Origin of the sequence: Pseudoxanthomonas sp. PXM03 (assembly GCF_014852005.1) — a bacterium.
In the GTDB taxonomy this organism is placed as follows: domain Bacteria; phylum Pseudomonadota; class Gammaproteobacteria; order Xanthomonadales; family Xanthomonadaceae; genus Pseudoxanthomonas_A.
On sequence record NZ_JACVAU010000002.1, the window covers coordinates 414,040 to 435,895 of the forward strand.

At 64.4% G+C, this 21,856-nt stretch carries 19 protein-coding genes; 6 read left to right on the plus strand and 13 right to left on the minus strand.

The genetic code is table 11. The features are described 5' to 3' along the window. Nucleotides 1–135: 135 nt before the first annotated feature. Nucleotides 136–876 carry an SDR family oxidoreductase gene (locus IB223_RS10710; protein ID WP_192201645.1) on the minus strand — a complete coding sequence of 247 codons (741 nt, stop codon included), beginning with the start codon at nucleotides 874–876 and terminating at the stop codon, nucleotides 136–138. A gap of 99 nt (nucleotides 877–975) precedes the next feature. Between IB223_RS10710 and IB223_RS10715 the strand changes: the two genes are divergently transcribed. Next, nucleotides 976–1,872 carry an AraC family transcriptional regulator gene (locus IB223_RS10715; protein WP_192201646.1) on the plus strand — a complete coding sequence of 299 codons (897 nt, stop codon included), beginning with the start codon at nucleotides 976–978 and terminating at the stop codon, nucleotides 1,870–1,872. A gap of 66 nt (nucleotides 1,873–1,938) precedes the next feature. Here the strand turns inward: IB223_RS10715 and gcvA are convergent, their stop codons facing one another. After that, nucleotides 1,939–2,859, minus strand: coding sequence for a transcriptional regulator GcvA (gene gcvA / locus IB223_RS10720; RefSeq protein ID WP_192201647.1), 921 nt, complete (start codon nucleotides 2,857–2,859; stop codon nucleotides 1,939–1,941). Nucleotides 2,860–2,936: 77 nt separating this feature from the next. On the opposite strand from gcvA, the gene IB223_RS10725 reads away from it, so the two are divergent. Both IB223_RS10725 and IB223_RS10730 read left to right on the plus strand, forming a co-directional pair. Next, entirely contained in the window at nucleotides 2,937–3,812 is an 876-nt protein-coding gene (locus IB223_RS10725) for an MBL fold metallo-hydrolase (RefSeq protein WP_192201648.1), read from the plus strand. Further along, complete coding sequence (locus IB223_RS10730) at nucleotides 3,809–4,663, plus strand: MBL fold metallo-hydrolase (RefSeq protein ID WP_192201649.1); 855 nt, start codon at nucleotides 3,809–3,811, stop codon at nucleotides 4,661–4,663. The genes IB223_RS10725 and IB223_RS10730 overlap by 4 nt, the downstream gene beginning before the upstream one ends. Before the next feature lie 690 nt (nucleotides 4,664–5,353). Here IB223_RS10730 and IB223_RS10735 read toward each other — a convergent pair. Further along, nucleotides 5,354–5,935, minus strand: coding sequence for a TetR/AcrR family transcriptional regulator (locus IB223_RS10735; RefSeq protein WP_192201650.1), 582 nt, complete (start codon nucleotides 5,933–5,935; stop codon nucleotides 5,354–5,356). 183 nt (nucleotides 5,936–6,118) lie between these two features. Here IB223_RS10735 and IB223_RS10740 point away from each other — a divergent pair, with 183 nt between their 5' ends. The 3 genes from IB223_RS10740 (at nucleotide 6,119) to IB223_RS10750 (ending at nucleotide 9,342) form a co-directional block, all read left to right on the plus strand. Beyond that, nucleotides 6,119–7,210: an alkene reductase gene (locus tag IB223_RS10740; protein WP_192201651.1), complete on the plus strand. Its 1,092-nt coding sequence runs from the start codon at nucleotides 6,119–6,121 to the stop codon at nucleotides 7,208–7,210. A gap of 86 nt (nucleotides 7,211–7,296) precedes the next feature. After that, a complete protein-coding gene (locus IB223_RS10745) occupies nucleotides 7,297–8,085 on the plus strand; it encodes an SDR family oxidoreductase (RefSeq protein WP_192201652.1) in 789 nt (262 codons plus the stop codon). 255 nt (nucleotides 8,086–8,340) lie between these two features. Next, a complete protein-coding gene (locus IB223_RS10750) occupies nucleotides 8,341–9,342 on the plus strand; it encodes an NADP-dependent oxidoreductase (RefSeq protein WP_192201653.1) in 1,002 nt (333 codons plus the stop codon). Nucleotides 9,343–9,802: 460 nt separating this feature from the next. On the opposite strand, the gene IB223_RS10755 is transcribed toward IB223_RS10750, so the two are convergent. The 10 genes from IB223_RS10755 to hutU all read right to left on the minus strand — a co-directional run bounded on the left by IB223_RS10755 (nucleotide 9,803) and on the right by hutU (nucleotide 21,804). Then, on the minus strand, nucleotides 9,803–11,359 hold the full coding sequence (locus tag IB223_RS10755; RefSeq protein WP_192202394.1) for a beta-xylosidase: 1,557 nt from the start codon (nucleotides 11,357–11,359) through the stop codon (nucleotides 9,803–9,805). A gap of 113 nt (nucleotides 11,360–11,472) precedes the next feature. After that, nucleotides 11,473–11,952, minus strand: coding sequence for an isoprenylcysteine carboxylmethyltransferase family protein (locus IB223_RS10760; RefSeq protein WP_225591004.1), 480 nt, complete (start codon nucleotides 11,950–11,952; stop codon nucleotides 11,473–11,475). 16 nt (nucleotides 11,953–11,968) lie between these two features. Continuing rightward, nucleotides 11,969–12,862, minus strand: a complete 894-nt coding sequence (locus IB223_RS10765) for an NAD(P)/FAD-dependent oxidoreductase (RefSeq protein ID WP_192201654.1) — start codon at nucleotides 12,860–12,862, stop codon at nucleotides 11,969–11,971. 107 nt (nucleotides 12,863–12,969) lie between these two features. Beyond that, nucleotides 12,970–13,557 carry a TetR/AcrR family transcriptional regulator gene (locus IB223_RS10770; RefSeq protein ID WP_192201655.1) on the minus strand — a complete coding sequence of 196 codons (588 nt, stop codon included), beginning with the start codon at nucleotides 13,555–13,557 and terminating at the stop codon, nucleotides 12,970–12,972. 26 nt (nucleotides 13,558–13,583) lie between these two features. Continuing rightward, nucleotides 13,584–14,417: an oxidoreductase gene (locus IB223_RS10775; RefSeq protein WP_225591005.1), complete on the minus strand. Its 834-nt coding sequence runs from the start codon at nucleotides 14,415–14,417 to the stop codon at nucleotides 13,584–13,586. A gap of 15 nt (nucleotides 14,418–14,432) precedes the next feature. After that, entirely contained in the window at nucleotides 14,433–17,531 is a 3,099-nt protein-coding gene (locus IB223_RS10780) for an efflux RND transporter permease subunit (protein WP_192201657.1), read from the minus strand. Beyond that, nucleotides 17,528–18,631, minus strand: coding sequence for an efflux RND transporter periplasmic adaptor subunit (locus tag IB223_RS10785; RefSeq protein ID WP_192201658.1), 1,104 nt, complete (start codon nucleotides 18,629–18,631; stop codon nucleotides 17,528–17,530). Before IB223_RS10785 ends, IB223_RS10780 begins: the two co-directional genes overlap by 4 nt. Nucleotides 18,632–18,710: 79 nt before the next feature. Then, the gene (locus IB223_RS10790) at nucleotides 18,711–19,328 is read right to left on the minus strand and encodes a TetR/AcrR family transcriptional regulator (RefSeq protein WP_192201659.1); all 618 of its coding nucleotides are present in this window, start codon (nucleotides 19,326–19,328) and stop codon (nucleotides 18,711–18,713) included. Between the two features lie 243 nt (nucleotides 19,329–19,571). After that, nucleotides 19,572–19,943: a YciI family protein gene (locus IB223_RS10795; RefSeq protein WP_192201660.1), complete on the minus strand. Its 372-nt coding sequence runs from the start codon at nucleotides 19,941–19,943 to the stop codon at nucleotides 19,572–19,574. A 193-nt stretch (nucleotides 19,944–20,136) separates the two neighbouring features. After that, nucleotides 20,137–21,804 (minus strand): urocanate hydratase, encoded by a 1,668-nt coding sequence (gene hutU, locus IB223_RS10800; RefSeq protein ID WP_192201661.1) that lies wholly within the window; start codon nucleotides 21,802–21,804, stop codon nucleotides 20,137–20,139. Nucleotides 21,805–21,856 lie beyond the last annotated feature (52 nt).

Genomic DNA, 21,856 nt, shown 5'->3' on the forward strand with positions numbered 1-21,856 from the left:
GATCCCCGGATCCGGGGAGTGGTCCCGGATTGGGCCGAATGGCCCCTTTGACCAGGGCCGGACACTAGCATCCCACCGACTGAACGATTCGACCGCATCGGTTCGGACGCTCCCCGGCCTTACCCTCTCACCGCCTCACCGCACCGCCAGCGCCACCGCATCCGCACCCGCCGGGAAACGCAGTTGCCCGGTGACGTCGTTCACGGCCCGCCACACGCCTTCGGCGACGTCGGCCTCGGTCGTCACCGCGGTGATGCTGCCCAGTCCGGCAAATACGCTGTGGGCGAAGGCCTCGTACGCTTCGGGGATCAGGCCCTGCATGCGCTGCTGGCCGTTGGCGGTGAACCGGGTCGACGGACCATAGCCGGGCTCCACGAGCTTGACCCGCACATCGAAGGCCTTGAGTTCGTGCTCCAGCGATGCGGTGAAACCTTCGACTGCGGTCTTGCTGGCGGTATACGCCGCCACCAGCGGGAACGGCGCCAGCGTCGCGCTGGAGGTGACGTTCACGATGACGCCTGCCCTGCGCTGGCGGAACTGGGGGATGACGGCCTGGCACATGGCCATCAGTCCGAACGTGTTGGTTTCGAATACCTCGCGCACGGTGTCCATGGGCGTGGCCTCGAATGCACCGAACAGGCCGATGCCGGCATTGTTGACCAGCGCGTCGATGGGACCCGCGGCCTCCACGGCGCTGGCGATGCTGTCCGGCCGGGTGACATCCAGCGCGAGCACGCGCAGATGGGGTGAAGCGGGGAGCAGGTCTTCGCGCGGATGCCGCTGGGTGGCGATGACGCGCCAGCCCTGCGCGAGGAAGTGGCGGGCGGTTTCCAGGCCGTAGCCGGACGAGCAGCCTGTGATCAGGACGGTCTTCATTTCGTTCTCCGAGGGTGAGTTGACTCGGCGGGAACGATAGGCCAGCCTTTCCGGATGATCGATAACGCATCGTCCTGTTTGTTTTAGCTGGAGTCCGGAATGGGGGATCCACTTTCCGACGTCGTCCAGCTGCTGCATCCGCAGGCGGTCTTTGCCAACGTCATCAGCGGCAAGGGCAACTGGGCCGTGCGGTATGCCGACTACGGTCAGCCCGGCTTCTGCATCGTGCTGGAAGGCAGCGCGCGGTTGGCCGTGGATGGGCACGCCCCCATCACCATCAATGCGGGCGACTTCGTGCTGCTGCCGACCACACCCGCCTTCACGCTTTCCGGCTTCGTGCCGGCGCCACCGGTCTTCATCGACCCCGACGTCGTACCGGGCGGGCAAGGGGAACTGCGTCATGGCGATCCCGACGGACCGCCGGACATGCGCTCGCTGGGCGGCGCGTTCCTGTTCGACACCCGGGATGCCGCGCTGCTGGTCTCGCTGCTGCCCACGGTCGTCCATGTGCAGGGGTCGCAGCGGCTCATGCAACTGGTGCAGATGGTCGGCGAAGAGTACGCGCAGCAGCAGCCGGGCAATGCATACATGCTGTCCCGGCTGGTGGAGATGCTGCTGGTGGAAGCCATGCGCTCGACCACTGCAGGCAACGCGCCGCCAGGCCTGTTGCGCGGACTGGGCGATGAGCGGCTGGCGATGGCGCTCAAGCAGATCCATGCGCGCATCGCGCATGGGTGGACCGTGGGCGAGCTGGCGAAGGCCGCCGCGCTCTCACGCTCGACGTTCTTCGAACGTTTCACCCGCACCGTCGGCGTGCCACCGATGGAATACGTGCTGGCGTGGCGCATGGAAGTCGCGAAGGAATTGCTCCGGCGCGACGGCCTCAGCGTGGCCGAAGTGGCCGAGCGCGTCGGCTACGGCTCGACCAGCACGTTCAGCGTGGCCTTCAGCCGGCACGTGGGCGAACCGCCCAGCCGGTATGCAGGCGGGCCGTGAAGCGTCTAGGCACAGGGAAATGCATCTGCTTCGGACGGGCGTACGAACCGCATCGCCGCGACACCCCTACCGACCTGTGCGTCGCGCTTCCCAGAATGCGGCATCGTCGCCCGCTTCCTGTTGCAGCCATCCGCAGAATGCGTTGACGGCGGCGCGTGGGCGCGCATCGTCCCGTCGCAGCAGCCAGAAGGCGTATGCGTTGGGCAGGCTGCACTCGAAGGGCGGGAGCAGGCGGCCGTGGAGCACGTCTTCCTTCACCAGGGGCGCGATGCCCAGCGCGATGCCGTGGCCGGCGATGGCCGCTTCCTGCGCCAGGTAGATGCTGGCGAAAACCGGGCCGCGCCCTGCATCGACACCCTCGACAGCGGCGGCTTCCAGCCAGTCGGCCCACTGGGGCACGCCGGGCCGGCCCAGCGCGCTTTCGTCGTGCAGCAGCGTCTGCTGTCGCAGGTCGTCCAACCGCGACAGCGCCAACGATGGCGCACAGACGGGAAATGCCGGCGCCTCCATCAGCCGTTCCGCATGCAGGCCCGCATACCCACCGGGTCCGTAGCGGATGGCGACATCGACACCGCGCGCGAAGTCGGCCGGCTCGTTGCCGGTTTCGATACGCACGCGGATATCGGGGAACGCGTGATGGAAGCGGTGCAGCCGCGGCGCCAGCCACTTGGCGGCGAATGATTCCAGCGTGCTTATGCGCAGATCCGCCGATGCGTGCGATGTCACCCGGTCCAGCGCCAGGTCCAGTTGCCCGAAGATGTCGCCCAGCGCGGCCGCCAGCGCCTTGCCTTCGACGGTGAGTTCCACCGAGCGATTGCCGCGATGGAACAGGGTGACGCCCAGATACGTCTCGAGATGCTTGACCTGATGGCTGACCGCCGCCGGCGTGACGAACAACTGCTGTGCGGCCGTGTTGAAACTCAGGTTCCGTGCCGCCGCTTCGAACGTGCGGAGCGCATTGAGTGGCGCGGGATGACGGGGCTTCACGAGCACCTGGGCGGAGGGGGCCGGCCGGCATCGTATCGCGTTACTTTTTCTGAAGCGAACGACAAAACAACTCGTTTGTGGCCACCGAGGGCATTGGCCACCATGTCGCCACCCACGGCAAGGCGACCCTCGTGAAGTTCGAAGAAGTGCATACCGACGTGCTGATGTTTGTCGGAGACGACGTGCAATCCGTCGCCACCGCGTTCATCGATGGCGATGACGTGCTGCTGGTCGATTCGCTGGGCAGTGCGCAGGACGCAGGACACCTGCGCGACGTGCTGTGCGGGCAGTTGGGCAAGACCGTGCGCCTGCTCGCCGCCACCCATTTCATGAGCGACCACATCGCCGGCATGTCGCTGTTTCCCGACGCGCTGACGATGGCCCATCGGCACCATCGCCATGCCTACCTGTCGCAGAACCGCCGCGTGGATGCGCTCTACCGGGAGCCGGACATGGTGTTCGACAACATGGTCCTCCGCTGGGGCGCGCATGCGCTGCGCTTCCTCCACAACCCGGGCAAGACGATGGACCACCTGAGCGTGGACGTGCCCACGGCGGACCTGGTCTGCGCGGGCGACAACATCGTCGGCAACATCGTCTACCTGTCGAAGGCCGATCCTGCCCTGCTCCGCGCCGCCATCGGGCGGATGCGCCAGTTCGGCCGCGGGACGGTGATAGGCGGACACATCGGCAGGTTCGATGCGGTGGTGCTCGACAATGCCCTGCACTATCTCGACCAGCTGCGGGATGCCGTGGTCCGCTGCCGCACGCAGGTATCGGCGGTGGAAGCCGACGACCGGATCGCGACGATCCGCATCGAGGATTGCCTCGCACCGGGCGTGGTGCCGACGGCGTTCGAACGCGCGTGGCATGGCCACAATCTCGAGGTCATCACGTCGCAGGCGATCTTCGCGCTGGATGCCTTCCTCGCATCCCGGGAGATGCACGCATGAACGGTGGTCCGCACATGGAAGGCCGCAGGCGGTTCCTCGCGGGTTGCGTGGCCGCATCCGCCGCGGCGCTGCTGCCGTCGGGCAGCCTGCTGGCGTCAGGCCCAGCACCCACGCTGCGCGTCCAGCGCCTGGCGTGGGCCGGCATCCGCCTGCAGTTGCCGCAGGCGACCTTGTTCATCGATCCCCTGGTCAACCCGGACGCCTGGGGAACCGCGCTCGGTGACCGGCTGGTGCCGGTGGATGACAGCGTCGGCGAGACCAGCGTGCTGATCACCCATACGCATTCGGACCACTTCGATGCGCGCGCCGTGGCGGATGCGCTCGGCCGCGGCGGTGTGCTCGCCTATCCAGCGGGGACACAGCCGTTGCCGATGCCGGCCAGCGCACGCGCGAGACCGAGCGCGCTGTGGGAACCCCAGTTGCTGGGCGACTTCACCGCCACGCCGGTACCTGCGTCGGACGGCTATGGCGACACCCAGGTGTCGTGGGTGGTCGCTGCCGGCGGACGCCGCATCTTCCATGGGGGCGACACGCTATGGCACGGCCACTGGTGGCGCATCGGCCGCCAGTTCGGGCCGTTCGATGCGGTCTTCCTCCCGATCAACGGCGCGCGATTCGGCTGGCGACAGCCCGTCAGCGGCCAGCCGGGCGTGCTGACGCCCGAGCAGGCGGTCGCCGCCGCCACCATCCTGGGCGCGCGCACGCTGGTGCCGATCCACTACGGCGTCACCGGCATGAAGGAATACGTGGAAGCGGACGACGCGCCAGGTCGACTGCGCGAAGCGGCGCACGAGAGATCGATGGACGTCCAACAGGTGGCCCCCGGCGATTGGGTGGTCTGGCGTCCCTGACCCGATACCGGCGCGACAATGCAGCAGGCCCACGTGCGGCTGACGATCGCACTGCTTCCAGCAGCGCGACGGCGGCGTTGGCCCTCGGGAAGCCGGACGGCCGTCATCGACAGCGCAATGCGGTCCGCTTCATCCCTTCGGCAAGCCCGGGAAACTCGCCCGCCAGGTCCGGAGCGTGACCATTGGGCCGGAAACACCTGCGCGCAAGGCACCAAGACGCGCCGACAACCCTCGGCGGCTCGCAGGCAAGGGAGAAACACGTGCCGCTGCAAGCCTCGACCCGTCGCCGACGACGCTCGCTGGGTGACGCGCGGATATCCGAAGCCTGCGGCCGAGCCTGCAGATCCCGCGACCGGGTGTTCGAGGCTTGCGCCCCCGATGCTCCGGCACTCGCGCGCACGTCTCTGCATGTCGCGCGCAAGGCACGGGCACGTCAGCGTCGGGGAGCGTAAGGTTGCCGGCGACATTCCGTGGCTTGCGGATGGGGCCGGCTCCCTCCGCTATGGGGCTACGAGGACTTCCGGCCAGACACGGACGTTCGTCGAAGCGCCCATGCGTGCCGGGGATTGCCTGAAGGCCATGCAGCGACCCGCCACCCCACAGCATCATCAGGTTCCCACCGGATCGAGCAAGCGCTCATGGAGCGCAGTACTGCTCGGTGAGGTCCATGGCACTTCACGGGGAAGGGGCTCAGGCAGGCCGTTCAGTCGGTAGCCGCGCCAGGACATGCGCCCGGCAGACCTCCAGGATTTCGTCCGCCAGCGGTGAATCGTCGGGACAGGACCTCGACAACACCACCGCTCCAACGGCCTGGGCCATCAGGACGATCCGGCGCGCACGCGCCTCGTCGCTCTCGTTGTCGCCCGGGGCCTGTTCCTGGCGCGCTGGCGCCGACAACTGACGCTCGATGCCGGCCGCAAACGCCGCCTTGACCGATTCCGGCTGGCGCGCGGCATCCGCGCAGAGCGCGGCCATCGTGCAGCCACTGCCCGGGTTGTCCCGGTGTTCCCGGGAAATGTAATAGCTCATGAAGTCAGCCGGATCGCCGCTCATCGCGGCGTCCGCGGAGCGCGCCAGGCCGCAGGCTGCCGCTTCTGCCATCAGGTCGGTCTTGGAGCCGAAATGCTTGTAGAAGCCGCCATGGGTGAAGCCGGCAGCCGCCATCAGATCCGCGACGCCCACGCCGTCGTAACCCCGCTCCCTGAACAGGGTGGACGCGGTTTCGACGATGCGCGCCCGATTTGCCTGCACTTGTTGCTTGGTGACCTTCATGACCCGTGTCTCTGGACGTCCCGCCTGCGGAAGGTCCGCACTATATCACCGATAGATGACGCTCATAATCAAACCATTGACATCAATGATTACGGTCATCATCATTGATGTCTCGATCAGGACGGGATCCGGGAGAGGCGCTCTACCCGCCATCCCAATCCACCTTCACACCTCAGGTACGACATGACCGATACCACGCTGTTCCAACCCTACCCACTCGGCCCGCTGACCCTCGCCAACCGCATCGTCATGGCACCGCTGACGCGCAACCGCGCCGGTGCCGGCCTGGTGCCCGGCGCGCTTGCCGCCACCTACTACGCGCAGCGCGCCTCGGCTGGACTGATCATCACCGAGGCCACCCAGGTCTCGACGCAGGCCCAGGGTTACCAGGACACCCCCGGCCTGTACACGCAGGACCAGATCGACGGCTGGCGTCAGGTAACGGATGCCGTGCATGCCCAAGGCGGGCGCATCTTCGCGCAGCTGTGGCACGTTGGCCGCATCTCCCATGTCGATCTGCTCGGCGATGCCGCGCCTGTCGCCCCTTCCGCCATCCGCGCGCAGACCAAGACCTTCGTCAACAACGGCTTTGCCGATGTTTCCGAGCCGCGTGCGCTGGACATCAACGAACTGCCGGGGATCGTCGACGACTTCCGCCAGGCCGCCGCCAACGCGATCGCGGCCGGCTTCGACGGCGTGGAGATCCACGGCGCCAATGGATACCTGCTGGAACAGTTCATCAAGGACGGCGCCAACCAGCGCACCGACGCCTACGGAGGCTCCATCGAGAATCGCGCGCGCCTGCTGCTGGAAGTCACCGCCGCAGTGGTCGAGCAAATCGGTGCCGACCGCACCGGCGTACGCATCTCGCCGGTGTCGCCGGCCGGCGCCATCTCCAGCAGCGATCCACAGCCGCAGTACGACTACATCGTCGAACAACTCGATGCACTCGGCATCGTCTATCTGCACGTGGTGGAAGGCGCCACGGGTGGCCCACGCGAGGTGGCGCCGTTCGACTTCGATGGCCTGCGCCGCCGCTTCACGCGCACCTATCTGGCGAACAACGGCTACGACCTGCAGTTGGCGACTGCCCGCCTCGCCGAGGGCAAGGCGGATCTGATTGCGTTTGGTCGAGCCTTCATCAGCAACCCCGATCTGGTCGAGCGCCTGAAGACCGGTGCTCCGCTTGCCGCTCTGAACCCGGCCACGTTGTACGGCGGCGACGCCCAGGGCTACACCGACTACCCGACCTTGGCCGACACACGCGCTGGGTAGACCCGGATGCCGCTGCTTTGCGGTGGCGTCCCACTGTCTGGCGTATCGACCCCTTTGATCCCCACCCTGACACACAGAGAAAGCCCATGTCCTCTCTTCCTACCGTCCTCATCACCGGCGCCTCCAGCGGCATCGGCGCCACGTATGCCGAACGCTTCGCGCGACGTGGCCACGATCTCGTGCTTGTCGCACGCGACAACGCGCGCCTGGAAACACTGGCCGCTCGCCTACGCCAGGAAACGGGCGTCGCCATCGAGGTGCTGCCGGCCGACCTCACCCGCCGCGATGAACTGGTCACGGTCGAAGCGCGCCTGCGCGACGATGCCGCCATCGGCATCCTCATCAACAACGCAGGCGTCGCGCAGTCCGGTGGTTTCATCGACCAGTCGGCCGACAGCATCGAGCAGTTGGTGACCTTGAACACGACCGCGCTGACACGCTTGGCCGCCGCCGTCGCCCCGCGGCTGGTGGAGGCCGGCGAAGGTGCGATCGTGAACATCGGCTCCGTCGTGGGCCTGGCACCGGAATTCGGCATGTCCGTCTACGGCGCGACCAAGGCCTTCGTGCTGTTCCTGTCCCAGGGGCTGAGCCTGGAACTGGCGCCCAAAGGGGTGTACGTGCAAGCGGTCCTCCCTGCGGCCACCCGCACCGAAATCTGGGAGCGTGCCGGTATCGACATCAACACATTGCCCGAGGTGATGGACGTGGGCGAACTGGTCGATGCGGCGCTGGTCGGATTCGATCGCCGCGAAGCCGTCACCATTCCTCCCCTGCATGTGGCCGCACGCTGGGACACCCTGGACGCCACGCGCCAGGCCTTGCTCACCGACATCCGCCAGGCGCAGGCCGCCGAGCGCTACCGCGTCGCTGTCTGAGGCTGGAATACGGCGGGCCGCGCCTTGTCGGCCCGCAACAGAATGGTGCCCACGCCCAACAGTTTCGACATGGCGCGCCGCACTCCCCACTCGCAACTTGTCATCCACGAGGACCCCGGGCACGGCGCCATCTTCCCGTATCACGCCGGGTTCGTGCCCAAGGCGTTAGCGTTCCTCGGCGACTGACGCCTGCCCTGCCCGGTCACGACACCGCACTTCCACCTGGCCACACCACCCACTCAGAGACGCAGCACCATGAAAGCCTTCGTGATCGATCGCTACGGAAAAAGAGAGACCGGCCGCATCGGCGATGTGCCCGAGCCGGACCTGCGGGATGATGATGTCCTCGTCAAGGTTCATGCCGCAGGCGTCAACGCGCTCGACTCCAAGATCAAGAGTGGCGCGTTCAAGCTGATCCTGCCCTATCGCTTTCCCTTGATCCTGGGCAACGACGTGGCCGGCACGGTCGTGCGCGTCGGTGCCCGCGTCCATCAGTTCAAGCCGGGCGACGAAGTCTATGCACGCCCCGACGACGACCGCATCGGCACCTTCGCTGAGCTCATCGCCATCAAGGCATCATCGCTGGCGCTCAAGCCGAAGAATCTCGACATGGTGGAAGCCGCCTCCCTCCCTCTCGTGTCCCTGACGGCGTGGCAGGTGCTGGTTGAAACCGCCAGGCTGACCAAGGGCCAGAAAGTGCTTATCCAAGCCGGCTCCGGCGGCGTCGGGACCATCGCCATCCAGCTTGCCAAACATCTTGGCGCCTTCGTCGCCACGACCACGAGTACGGGCAACGTCGCCTGGGTGAAGGCCCTGGGCGCGGATGTCGTCATCGACTACAAGCAGCAGGATTTCGCCGCCGCGCTTCATGACTACGACGTGGTGCTCAACAGCCTTGGCAACGATGAGCTGGACAAATCCCTCCGGATTCTCAAGCCGGGCGGGCATCTCATCTCGATATCCGGTCCGCCCACCCCGGCGTTCGCCACTGCGCGTGGACTGGCATGGCCGCTCAAGCAGGTGATGCGCCTGTTGAGCCGAGGCATCCGCAAGAAGGCGAAGCAGAAGAATGTCGAGTACACGTTCGTCTTCATGCGCGCCGATGGGGCTCAGTTGCGCGAGATCTCCACCCTCATCGAATCTGGCGCGATCCGCCCCGTCGTCGACAAGGTGTTCCCGTTCAAGGACACCAACGAAGCCTTGGCCCACTCAGAAAGCGGGCGAGCCAAGGGCAAGGTCGTGGTGCAGATGGTGTAGCGGCCCGCGAACAGCCCGGCCCTGGAACTCCCTGTCGCTCCAAACGACAGGGGAACGATTCAAGGACCTGCACAGGCGAAAGCACGGGCCTGCGGCCCCACATCAACGCCTTCTGGCTGTCGGTGCGACCGGCCCTCTTCCTGCACTCCATCTGCAACACTCCTGCTGCCTGCGCAGCTTTCAGCATGTTGCGTCGATCAACTGAATCCACGGCCAAGGCCAGCCTCCGTATCGATCATGAGCAAATCGAATCCGGGTTCAGCTGGTTCAAGTGAGCGCATGTCATCCAGCCCGGTCCCGGCTGGAATGTCTGCTCCGACCCCGGCGCCGACACGGAGCTATGGTCCTTGCAGCGACTCCTCGAGCGCGTTCATAGGGACACCAGCGTTGTCATCTGAGCCAACGTCAACATGAGGGCGAAGAGCGCATGAACGCATGAACGCATGAACGCATGGGCAGCCTATCTCTGCTGAGGCTCCAACGTGACCAGGACTACGTCGTTGCTCCGCATCGCCAGATCGAGGTTGAGAAGTCCGTCGCTGCCTACACGCAACATCCTGTCCTGCTCGGCTTGATCGGAAGTAGCGGACTGCAGGGCGTTCAGCTGCATTGCGCTCACGTCTGACGGCAAGCCCATGTCTATGTAAGCCGACAGAGGGTCGTTCTTGAGGTATCCCGTACGATGCACCTTCAACCGGTAGCTCCCCGGCTGGACGCTCTTCAGATGGATAGAGAGCGGTACCGCCGGTCTGGCGACCAGCTTGCGGGTATAGAACGGCCTGTTGCTGACGTCCTGGACGGGTTGTTGCCAGTCCCAGGCGAGTATCGTGATCTTCCTTTCATCCACGGATGCCCATGCCAATTCATCGTTGGTGGGAATTTCGCGCCCAGTGAGCTGATTCAAATACTTGTAGGCGAACCATGTCGGCTTTCGCACCCCCTCACGATTCATGAGACCGAATCCACCGTGGAAGGAAGCCGGGGGCGGGCCGGCCTCCTCGAAAAGATCGGTGTAGGCCCAGTAGCTCATGCCCTGGGCCAGCCCCCTCGCCTGCTTCAACTTGGTCAGCACATAGGGGGCGTTGATGTAGCTGTCATGCACGACGTCCCTGGGGCTGTAGCTGCTGCTCCATTCCGTGAAATAGAGGGGTAGGCCCGGGAAGGCCGACGCATCGATCTCTTTCCGTGCCCTGCGCACATCCGCAATGATCGCATCCGGCGAACTCAGCAGCTTGGTGTCCTGCCTGCCCTCTTCATCCAGAAAACCGCCATCGACGCCATAGGTATGCGTGGTGACGAAATCGATCGGCACCTCTTTGTCATCGCAGAATGCCAGAAACTCCGGGATCCAGGCCGCGCCCGCCGTGGATGGACCGCCCACACGCAATCGGGAGTCCACTGCCTTAAGGGTTCTGGCCGTATTGGAGTAGAGCTCGAAATATGCATCCCGGTCGGCGCCCTCCCAAAAGTCCTTCAGATTGGGCTCATTCCACACCTCGAAATACCAGCTGCGCACCTCATCGACGCCATACCTGGCGATCACGTGCCGCAGGTATGCGTCGATCAGATGGCGCCACATGGCAGGCTTGGGGTGCGATGTGTTGGCCTTCCAGTAGAAGAGCGACTGGTCGGATGTCTTCAGTGCAGCGGGTGTGAATCCGAGCTCCACGAAAGGGCGGACGCCCTTGGCCAGCAGCGCGTCGTACAGCTGATCGATCCTGGTCCAGTCATAGACGATTTGGCCATCGACCTGACGCACCGTACCCAGCGCATCGTGAAAGAGGTCATGAAAGCGAAGATACTTGAACCCAAGCTCATCAGCCGCGGCCGCCAAATGTGCCTGCGAGTCCTCCCGGATCAGGGTACCCGGATAGTCCGAGCCTACCGAGAGCGCGTAAGAGCGGTCTATCGGCTCCAACGCCTCGGCGATGTCCAGTTCAACCTTGCGTGCTGGCTGATCTGCGGCAGCGCAAGACATCGCGACGCCGCACAGAACCGCAAATAGCACTCGTCGCATGTCAATGAATCCCACCTTCTCCATGGCCACCAAGCATAGTGGCTCGACCAGCGAGCGAGGTATTCGAATACTCGCGCCCGCTATGCCGATAAGGCTATTGCTTGGCTTGGCAGTCAGAGCCAGCGTCGAACCTTGGTCTTGTAGCGGCGGTAGTCGTCGCCGAACTTGGCTTCGAGATAGCGCTCCTCGCGGGCGATTACCTGCGTCTGGATCACTATCAGCACCAACGGAAGCAAGGCGAAGGCGATCGGCCCGTCCAAGCCGATCGCAAGGCCGGCGTAGACAAGGGCCATACCGAGGTACATGGGATTACGCGTCCACCGATAGGGGCCGCCCGTTGCGATGAGGGTCGTTGGCTGCGACGGCGGAACGTTGGTGCCCAGCCGCCGGAACAGCTCCGCCGCCGCAAGCATCATCGTCGCTCCGGCAACGAACAGCAGCGTGCCCGTCGCGACCAGCAACCACCCATCGATGCCGAAAGAGCGCAGAGTGACGAACCGCTCCGCCGCCAGCCCCGACAGCAGCGCTCCCAGGTAGATGAAGGGCGGGGGGAAACGCACACCCGAACTGTCCGGTTCCGCGTCCATGCTCATTCTCCGATTTCTGCTCTCAAACCAGCATCGACTGCTGGGCGAAGATGCCCGCCATCGCGCCTTGCCATGTTGCCGTAGTGACCGAGGGCAAGCCGGGGTTGGCGAGGTCGCCGGCGGCGTAGATGCCGGGCATGCTGGTTTCGCGGCGCTCGTCGACTTTGAGGGCGATGCCCGTAGGCGTAGTGACCGTGTCGAGGCCCAGTGACTCGTGCAGGCTTGCGGACGGCTTGGTGCGAGGATGCGCGAACAGAATGTCGACCGCAACATCGGGGGCGGTATCGAGCTTGACGCTGGCTTCATGCTCACCGTGACCAACAATCCCGACTATGCGGCCATCAGCGACAGCTACGTGGCGACGCGCCAGGTCGGTCCGGACATCGGGTGCAATGTCGTGGCCATCGGCGAAGACCGTCAACCTGTCGGTCCAATCGTGGAACAGCCTGACCTGATTCATGGACTGGGGGCCGGACCAAACAAGACCCCAGTGTTGTCCCGCAACTTCGAAGCCGTCGCAATAGGGGCAAGGCACAATTGCTTTGCCCCAGCCTTCGGCATAACCGAGGACATCAGGGATTTGGTCGACAACGCCATAACTCAGGATCAGGCGGCGTGCCCCAAGGCTTTCGCCATCTGCGGTAAGAACAGAGAAGTCGTCGATGGCGCCGGAGATGCTGTCGGCCCTGGCATCGACCAGCCTGATCGTCGGATAGCGCGCCAGCTGCTGCCGCGCTTCGGCCAGGATGTCCAGCGGCGGCTTGTGATCGTGGCCGAGCAGACCATGCGAGTGACCGGCAAAGCGATTGCGCGGCAGGCCGGTATCGAGAACGGTGACCTTGCGACGGGCACGGCCAAGTTGCAGGGCGGCAGCGAGACCGGCGAAGCTGCCGCCGATGATGATGACGTCATTCATGGTGATGGGCTCCGCGTTCTGAGTGGAAGGTTAGTAGGCTCACCTGGCACATACCGTTCAACGCTGTGCGCGAGATGTGCCAGACATTGGGACTTCGATGAGATGGCCTAATCACGTGAGCTTGGGCCCTGAAACGCTCGACGAAAGAGGCTCAGCGTTGCGTCGGCGCTCGTCGGCGCTAGCGGCGCGACCTGCAGCGCGCTCGCCTGCAGAAGTAACTGCAGATACAGACCGGCGTGCTCCTCTGCCATATCGATCCCCTCGAGAGCCATGGCCGAGCAAATGTACGCCTTGTAAGGCGCCAGATAAGCGTCCCAGAGTTCAGCATAGAAGGCCACGCCGTTTGCGGAACGCTGGAGCGTTCCGCAGAAGCGTCGACACGCAGCCAATTGAGTCAGCTTCTGAATTTCGAGGGCGACATGGGCCAACACATCTTTTAGCTCGGACTCTGGATCAGAAGGCACAACGACCACGGGAAAGCCCGATGCATGCAGCTCCATGACAGCCGCAAACAGGCGCGCCTTATCGCGATAGTGTGCGTAGACAGTCGCCTTCGTGTACCCCGCGATCTCCGCGATCTGATGCATGCCCGTGTCGTCATAGCCGGAAGCCTCGAACGCTTGGGCAGCCGCTTCAAGGATGCATGCCCGGGTATGTGTACGCACGCGTTCCCAGCGCTTCGCGGATGCATTCATCTCGAGATCGCCCAATGCGCTTTGGCTCAGGCGAGCCCGAACGTCTTGCGCAGGCTGGCATCCACCGGCCCGGCAGGCATGAAGCGCCGCAGTTTCGCCAGCAGCGATGCCTGGCCGGCGGGCGTGCGACGCATCTTCCACTTTCCGAGGGCTGCCTCGACGATGAGGTCGGCCACAAGGGCCGCATCAGGAGCCTCGTCCGATGCGCGGGAAATCGCTCGTAGTGCGAGTTCGCGCTCACGGTCGTAGTCAGACACGCGGGCGATGGCGCGCTGCGTGTTCATCTTGAAGCCGGTGTTGGTGAAGGAGGGCTGCACCAGCGTGACCCGCACGCCGAACTGGCGCAGCTCGTGATCCAGACTCTCGGACAGGCCCTCAACGGCGTGCTTGCTGGCCGCGTAGATGCCCATGTAGGGCGCCGGCAGGAATCCGAGCACGGAGCTCAGGTTGATGATCCGACCGGCGCGGCGCGCGCGCATGTGGGGCAGCACGGCGCGGATGGCCCTCATCACGCCGAGCACATTGGTGTCGAACAACGACTCGACTTCCGGTATTCCGGTTTCCTCGACCGAGCCGACCAGATTCTGACCCGCGTTGTTCACCAGCACATCGATGCGCCCCTCCCTCGCGATGAGGGTGGCGACCGCATGATCAATGCTTGCCTGCTCGCGGACATCCAGTTGCACGAGCGTCACGCCCTTCACGGGCTCCGCGTGGTCAAGCTGGCGCACGCTGCCGTACACCATGCAGCCCGCATCAGCGAGCGCCCTCGCACTGGCGCGCCCGATACCGGAGGAAACCCCGGTGACCAGAACAATCTTCTTTTCCATGGCTGCCTTCTTGATCGGATCTGAATTCATGTGCCGGACCGCGGCTCAGTGCGCGGGGGCGAGCACAGGCTCGGCTTTTTCATCGGGTGAGGACGGCTTGATCCTGAACCAGATCGAGTACATGGCCGGCAGGAAAACCAACGTCAGGACGGTTCCCGCCAGAGTGCCGCCGATCAGGGTGTAAGCCAGCGTTCCCCAGAAAACCGAACTCGTCAGCGGAATGAAGGCCAGGATCGCGGCCAGCGCGGTCAGGATCACCGGCCGCGCCCGCTGTACCGTTGCCTCGACAAGGGCATCAAACGGGCTCAAACCCTCCTGCTCGTTGTGATGGATCTGCCCGATCAGGATCAGCGTGTTGCGCATGAGAATGCCTGACAAGGCGATCAGTCCGACGAGGGCATTGATGCCGAATGGTTGCTGGAAGACGATCAATGTCGGCACCACGCCAATCAGTCCCAACGGACTGGTGGCGAATACCATGATCATCGCTGCGATGGATCGCACCTGCAGGATGATGATGAGCAACGTGAGTGCGATCATGATCGGGAACAGCGGGAGCATCGCAGTCGTGGCTTTGCCGGACTCTTCGATCGCGCCTGCCTGCTCAATGCGATAGCCCGCTGGGAGTCGCTCGATCAGCGGTTGCAGTTCTTTCATGACCGCCGTGGAAACGTCCGGAGGCTGCAGGCCTTCAGCGATATCGCCACGGACGGTGATGGTGGGCGTGCGATCGCGCCGGCGCAGGATCGGATCCTCCATGCGCACTTCCACGGTACCCACCTGAGAGAGCGGGATGCGCTGCCCTGCCGTGCCGACCAGGGTGAAGTCCGCAATCTTCTGCGGATCCAGTCGCGTCTCGCCCGCCGCGCGGCCCACCACCTGCACGGAGCGGATGTCTTCGCGCACGTCCGTGAGCGGTGCACCGCTGAGCAGGAACTGCAATTGCAACGCCACCGAACTAGAGGTCAGGCCGACGGCGTTGAGGCGGTCCTGGTCCAGTGCGAAGTGCAGCGTGGGTACGCGGGGTCCCCAGTCGGTATTGACCGTGCGCATCATCGGGCTGGCCCGCATGACGGCGTCGACCTCCGCAGCGATGTCTCGCAGCTTGTCCGTATCCGGCCCCATGATCCGGTAGGCCACCGGGAACGGGGAAGGTGGACCAAACACGATCTGGGTGACGCGCACCTGCGCCTCGGGTGCCAGCCCGTCTGCGATCGCCTCGCGCAGCTTGAACTTCAGGGCTTCCCGTTCCCTGTCATCGCCGGCCAGGACGACGATCTTGGCGAACGACGGGTCAGGCAGCTCGGGCGCCATTGCCAGGAAGAAGCGTGGAGCGCCCTGCCCGACGTAGGCCGTGACGATGCGGGCTTCCTTCTGCTTCGCAAGCCAGGCTTCGACTTTCGCCGCCGCGGCACTGGTCTGCTGGATGGAGGTCCCATAGGGCATCTGCACTTCGACCAGTACCTCCGGTCGGTCCGAGGTGGGGAAGAACTGCTTCTTGACCGCGCCCATGCCGACGACGGCCAGCGCGAACAGTCCCACCACCGTGCCGGCAACCAGCCACTTGCGCGCGATCACACGCGCCAGCAGTTCCCGGAAGCGGTTGTAGTTGCGGGTGTTGTAGATGGCCTGATGCCCACCTTCCACCTTCTTGATGTCCGGCAACAGCTTCACGCCCAGATAGGGTGTGAATACCACCGCCACCACCCAGGACACGATGAGCGCGATGCCGACGATCCAGAACATGTTGCCGGTGTATTCGCCGGCAGTGGATCGCGCAAAACCGTTGGGCATGAACCCGACGGCGGTGACCAGCGTCCCCGACAGCATGGGCGCGGCGGTGTGGCTCCAGGCGTACGCCGAAGCAGCGACACGGCTGTATCCCTCCTCCATTTTCACCACCATCATCTCGATGGCGATGATGGCATCGTCCACCAGCAGTCCCAATGCCAGGATGAGCGAGCCCAGCGTGATGCGATCGAAGTTCTTGCCAGTGGCCGCCATGATGACGAACACTGCGGCCAGCGTCAGGGGTACGGCTGCGGCGACCACGATGCCGACGCGCCAGCCCATGCTGATGAAGCACACCAGCATCACCACGAGCAGTGCGACGAAGAACTTGACCATGAACTCGTCGACCGCCGAACTGATGTTCACAGCCTGGTCGGTGACTTTGGCAAGCGAGATGCCTAAAGGCAGTTGGGCGTTGATCTTGCTGACTTCCGACTCCAGCGCTTCACCAAGGTCCAGTCCGTTCCAGTCGTCGCGCATGACAACGCCCAGCAGGAGCGCGGGTTCGCCGTTGTTGCGAACGAGGAAAGTAGCGGGGTCTTCGTAGCCACGCTCGACGGTGGCTACATCGGAGAGCTTCAGCGTGCGTCCGCGCGCCACGATCGGCGTTTGGCGGATCTTCTCCAAGTTGTCAAACGCGCCCTCTACCCTCACGAACACCTGCGGCCCCCGGGTCTCGATCGAACCGGCTGGCGTCAGCACGTTCTGGCTGTTGAGTGCGCTGAAAATGTCCTGTGGGCTGACGCCTACCGTCGCCAGCCGATCATGTGAAAAGGATACGAATATGCGCTCAGGCTGCTCCCCGATGATGTTGACCTTCTTGACCCCGGGCACATGCAGCAACTGTTGGCGCAGCGCCTCGGCATCACGCACCAGTAGCCGTTGTGGCTCGCCCTTCGCCTTCAAGGCGAAGAGGGCAAATGTCACGTCGGCGTACTCGTCGTTGAGAATCGGCCCGATGACGCCGGCAGGCAACCTCTTGGCCTCGTCTCCCAGCTTCTTGCGCGCCTGATAGAACTCTTCTTGCACCTGAGAGGGCGGCGTGGTGTCGCGCAAGGACACCATCGTGAATGCCAAGCCCGGGCGCGTGTAGGTCTCGGAGCGGTCGTACCACCTCAGTTCCTGCAGCCGCTTCTCCAGCGGCTCGGCCACCAAGTCCTGCATTTCCTGCGCTGTCGCGCCCGGCCACGCCGTTACGACCGTCATTTGCTTGATCGTAAAGGGCGGGTCCTCGGCGCGACCCAGCTGGAAGAACGCGAGGACGCCCGCCGCCGAGATCAGGAACAGAAGGAACACGGTGATCGAACGCTCACGCACCGCGAGCGACGAAAGATTGAATCGCCCTTCGCTCATGGCTGAGCCCCGGAAGACACGCTTTTGAGTTCGGCCATCGGCATGACGATCTGGCCGTTCTTGATCAGGTGCGCGCCGAGCGATATGACTTTCTGGCCTGATTCCAGGTTGCCTTTGACCTGCGCCATGTCATCCGAGAGTCCCACTACCTGGACGGGACGCCAGACCGCTTTGACGGGCTTGCCCTCCAGCGCCCAGACGCCGGTCCCCTTCCCCGGATCGAACAGTGCGCCGATGGGGACCTGCAGTGCGGCGGCGGTTTGCATGCCATCTGCAATTTCGACCGTGACCGTGGCGCCCAGGGGGGCCTCTGCAAGCGCGCCGTCCAGGACATACCGGGCCTCGTAGGTGCGTGTCAGCGGGTCGGCCGCGTCAGAGAGTTGCCTAAGCTTGGCAGGCACTGGATCCCTGCGATCGCCATAGAGCTTCGCCTGCCCGACCGAGCCCAATGCGGGGCGCAGCGTCTCGGGAAGCTGCACGATGGCTTCGCGCTCTCCTGTTCGCGCAAGGCGCACGACAGGCTGGCCGGCGCTCACTACCTGGCCTGGCTCGGCCAGTGTTTCCATCACTACACCGTCCGCATCGGCGAGAAGCTCGGCGTAGCGATTGGCGTTGCTGGCCACTTGCGCCTGGGCTTTGGCGGCACTCAGCTGGGCGCGTGCCGCATCGGCTGCGGCCTTGCTCTGGTCATACGACGAGGCGGAGATGGCGCCCGTGCCGAGCAGGGCGCGATACCTCGCCTCATCGGCAATCGCTTGTCTGGCCTGGGCTTGCGCGGCTACGACGGCCTGCTGTTGTGCTTGTGCCGACAAATGAAGATCGGCCGGGTCAATGCGCATCAAGACCTGCCCGCGCCGGACCTTCTGCCCCGCATCCACTAGCCGCTGCGACACCTTGCCTGGAACGCGGAATCCGAGATCGCTCTGGACTCTCGCCGCTACCGTTCCTGTGAATGCGCGATACGCAGCGCTATCCCCCCCTACCGTCGCCGTGCGTACCAGAGGCGCCTTTGTTCTGGGATCAGACGCCGCTTCGGTACCGCAACCCACCAAGACACTCGCAAGCGCAAGGATCAATGAATTTTTAACAAATTGACGCATGGAGGAGTTCCGTCAGTCCAATCTGGACGGCACTCTGCTACTTGTGACTATTTTAGTCAATAGTCACTTAGAAATTCTTTCAAGGAGACAGGCTCCGCAGTACAAGGCTGCAGAGCAGCATGGGAGCTTGCTCGCTATGGTCCAGGCTATGCGGCAACAAAAGTGGATTCAGGTAGGGGCGCAACACGAGATGGATTGCATCGGTGGTCTCATCCAGAGGTGTCTTGCGCTCGAAATCGCCCGAATCCCGGCCCTGCTGGAGAATTTCCTGAAGTAGTGCACGAAGTCTTGCCTCGTATGCCAACACGGATGGCCACCGCTCGGCGGCGGCCGACTGCGCTATCTCGTAGAGCTTTCGGTCCTGGGAGAAGAGCCGCTGATGCGCCTCAGTAGATGCCTTGAAAAGCTTTCTCAGTCGCTCTGCAGGCTGCTCCACGCCCTCAAGGGCCTGATGGATTTCTTGTTCGAGTTGTATCAGGCAGTTAGAGCAGATCGCCTCGCCAATGGCCTGCTTCGACTCGAAGAACTTGTAGACGTAGGCTTTCGAGAAGCCGATCGCCTTGGCCAGATCAGAAACGGTGGTCTTCTCGTAGCCGTAGTGGCTGAAGTGCTCAGTCGCCGCGACCACGATCTGGTCGCGGACATCATGAGTAGCCGGCCCACGACTGGCCGCAGCTGGGGCGATGGAGGTATTCATGTGGCGAGCTTACCGGGGACACTCTGAACCATCAACGTGTAACCCGTTGAGATATTAGTCACGGACGGGTGGCTAGCCTTTTGCGTCCAGTGTCGAATCGTTCCTCATTGAGGATTACAGAGAACGGTCAGGCCTCCTGTCCGCCTCCGGTTGGCAGCGGACATCACCGCGGCTCTTCGTGAAATCGTGATTGAATGGATGGAGTTTGGGTGCCAGAACACGCCTGGACGCGCGCGCAGGCCGTCACCGCGCCAGGAAGAAATCCACGGGAATGAGCTCGACGGCCCATCCACCCTCTTCGCCCAGCGTGGCAGCCGGATGCATGGACGCGATTCGCAACGCCTCATCACGGCTGTCCGCCTCGATGATGAAAAGACCACCCACCACTTCCTTCGACTCGGTGTAAGGCCCGTCACTGACGAGGGTCTTGCCATCGCGCGGGCGAAGCGTCGCCCAGCCGTCCCTGTCTCCCAGTGACGCGGAAACCAGCACGTTGCCGGTAGCGCGCATCTTCTCGTCCAGTGCCGGGCACTGGCTCACCAGTTCCTCGATGTCGCCTGGGCTCATCGCGGCGAACTTCCCGGGGGTGAAGTAGGCAAGGCCGAGGTATTTCATTGGAGTTCCTTTGGGCAGGGATATGTGGGCGACGAAGCAGATGACCGGAAACAGACCGCACTCTGACATGGTTCTCCATGGGGTCCGGCCAGCCCGCCAGGCTCATATCGCAAGCACGCCCGTCGCCGAAGCAGATACATGCCAGACGGCCCGCGATCGCGGGCCGTCTGGTAGCGACATGGGCATCACGCCATCACGCCATCGGCAGCTTCAATCCCTGCTCTTTCGCGCACTGCACGGCGATGTCGTAGCCCGCATCCGCATGCCGCATCACGCCGGTGCCCGGGTCGTTCCACAGCACCCGCGCGATGCGCTTGTCGGCTTCCTCCGTGCCGTCGCAGACGATGACCACGCCGGAGTGCTGCGAGTAGCCCATGCCCACGCCACCGCCGTGGTGCAGCGACACCCAGGTGGCACCGCCTGCAACGTTGAGCATCGCGTTGAGCAGCGGCCAGTCGCTGACCGCGTCGCTGCCGTCCTTCATTGCCTCGGTCTCGCGGTTCGGCGAAGCCACGCTGCCGGAATCGAGGTGATCGCGCCCGATCACCACCGGCGCCTTCAGTTCGCCATTGCGCACCATCTCGTTGAAGGCCAGGCCCAGCTTGTGGCGCAGGCCCAGACCGACCCAGCAGATGCGCGCCGGCAGGCCCTGGAAACTGATGCGCTCGCGCGCCATGTCCAGCCAGCGGTGCAGGTGTGCGTCATCGGGAATCAGTTCCTTCACCTTGGCATCGGTCTTGTAGATGTCCTCCGGATCGCCGCTGAGCGCGACCCAGCGGAACGGGCCCACGCCGCGGCAGAACAGCGGGCGCACGTAGGCCGGCACGAAACCGGGGAAATCGAAGGCGTTCCTCAGGCCCTGGTCGAACGCCATCTGGCGGATATTGTTGCCGTAGTCGAACGTCGGCACTCCCATCTTCTGGAATGCCAGCATCGCTTCCACGTGCACGCGCATGGCCTGCTTGGCGGCATCGCGCACACGCTCGGGTTCGACCTTCTGTTCGGCCAGCCACTGCTCCACCGTCCAGCCGATCGGCAGATAGCCGTGCACCGGATCGTGCGCGCTGGTCTGGTCGGTGACCGCATCCGGGCGTACGCCACGCTTCACCAACTCCGGCAGGATTTCCGCGGCGTTGCCGAGCAGCGCGATGGACTTCGCCTCGCCCGCCGCGGTGTACTTCGCGATGCGCGCGAGGGCGTCATCGAGGTCGGTGGCCTGCTCGTCCACGTAGCACGTGCGCAGGCGCATGTCGATGCTGGACTGGCGGCATTCGATGTTGAGCGAGCTCGCACCGGCCAGCGCCGCGGCCAGCGGCTGCGCGCCGCCCATGCCGCCGAGGCCGGCGGTGAGGATCCACCTGCCGGCCAGGTTGCCGCCGTAATGCTGGCGCCCCATTTCCACGAAGGTCTCGTACGTGCCCTGCACGATGCCCTGGCTGCCGATGTAGATCCACGAACCGGCCGTCATCTGGCCGTACATCATCAGGCCCTTCTTATCGAGTTCGTTGAAGTGTTCCCACGTGGCCCAGTGCGGCACCAGGTTGGAATTGGCGATCAGCACGCGCGGCGCATCGGGATGCGTGGGGAAAATGCCGACCGGTTTGCCGGACTGCACCAGCAACGTTTCGTTGTCGTCCAGTTCGCGCAGCGACTTCAGGATGGCGTCGTAGCAGGCCCAGTCGCGCGCGGCGCGGCCGATGCCGCCGTACACCACCAGCGAGGTGGGGTCTTCGGCGACTTCCGCGTCCAGGTTGTTCTGCAGCATCCGGTACGGCGCCTCGCTGAGCCAGGACTTGCAGGTCAGCGTGTTGCCGCGCGGGGCGCGGATGACGCGGGAGGGGTCGTGGCGGGGATCGGACATGGCAGGTTCCAGATGCAGGTATGCGGCCATTATCGGCGGGAGGCGCCGCCCT

Excerpts from the sequence above, each read along its gene's own strand:
- IB223_RS10735 (WP_192201650.1), bottom strand. The coding sequence starts at position 5,935 with ATGAAGGTCACCAAGCAACAAGTGCAGGCAAATCGGGCGCGCATCGTC.
- IB223_RS10710 (WP_192201645.1), bottom strand. The coding sequence starts at position 876 with ATGAAGACCGTCCTGATCACAGGCTGCTCGTCCGGCTACGGCCTGGAA.
- IB223_RS10740 (WP_192201651.1), top strand. The coding sequence starts at position 6,119 with ATGACCGATACCACGCTGTTCCAACCCTACCCACTCGGCCCGCTGACC.
- IB223_RS10730 (WP_192201649.1), top strand. The coding sequence starts at position 3,809 with ATGAACGGTGGTCCGCACATGGAAGGCCGCAGGCGGTTCCTCGCGGGT.
- IB223_RS10755 (WP_192202394.1), bottom strand. The coding sequence starts at position 11,359 with ATGCGACGAGTGCTATTTGCGGTTCTGTGCGGCGTCGCGATGTCTTGC.
- IB223_RS10770 (WP_192201655.1), bottom strand. The coding sequence starts at position 13,557 with ATGAATGCATCCGCGAAGCGCTGGGAACGCGTGCGTACACATACCCGG.
- IB223_RS10750 (WP_192201653.1), top strand. The coding sequence starts at position 8,341 with ATGAAAGCCTTCGTGATCGATCGCTACGGAAAAAGAGAGACCGGCCGC.
- IB223_RS10785 (WP_192201658.1), bottom strand. The coding sequence starts at position 18,631 with ATGCGTCAATTTGTTAAAAATTCATTGATCCTTGCGCTTGCGAGTGTC.
- IB223_RS10775 (WP_225591005.1), bottom strand. The coding sequence starts at position 14,417 with ATGAATTCAGATCCGATCAAGAAGGCAGCCATGGAAAAGAAGATTGTT.
- IB223_RS10765 (WP_192201654.1), bottom strand. The coding sequence starts at position 12,862 with ATGAATGACGTCATCATCATCGGCGGCAGCTTCGCCGGTCTCGCTGCC.
- IB223_RS10760 (WP_225591004.1), bottom strand. The coding sequence starts at position 11,952 with ATGAGCATGGACGCGGAACCGGACAGTTCGGGTGTGCGTTTCCCCCCG.
- hutU (WP_192201661.1), bottom strand. The coding sequence starts at position 21,804 with ATGTCCGATCCCCGCCACGACCCCTCCCGCGTCATCCGCGCCCCGCGC.
- IB223_RS10745 (WP_192201652.1), top strand. The coding sequence starts at position 7,297 with ATGTCCTCTCTTCCTACCGTCCTCATCACCGGCGCCTCCAGCGGCATC.
- IB223_RS10780 (WP_192201657.1), bottom strand. The coding sequence starts at position 17,531 with ATGAGCGAAGGGCGATTCAATCTTTCGTCGCTCGCGGTGCGTGAGCGT.
- IB223_RS10790 (WP_192201659.1), bottom strand. The coding sequence starts at position 19,328 with ATGAATACCTCCATCGCCCCAGCTGCGGCCAGTCGTGGGCCGGCTACT.
- IB223_RS10795 (WP_192201660.1), bottom strand. The coding sequence starts at position 19,943 with ATGAAATACCTCGGCCTTGCCTACTTCACCCCCGGGAAGTTCGCCGCG.
- IB223_RS10715 (WP_192201646.1), top strand. The coding sequence starts at position 976 with ATGGGGGATCCACTTTCCGACGTCGTCCAGCTGCTGCATCCGCAGGCG.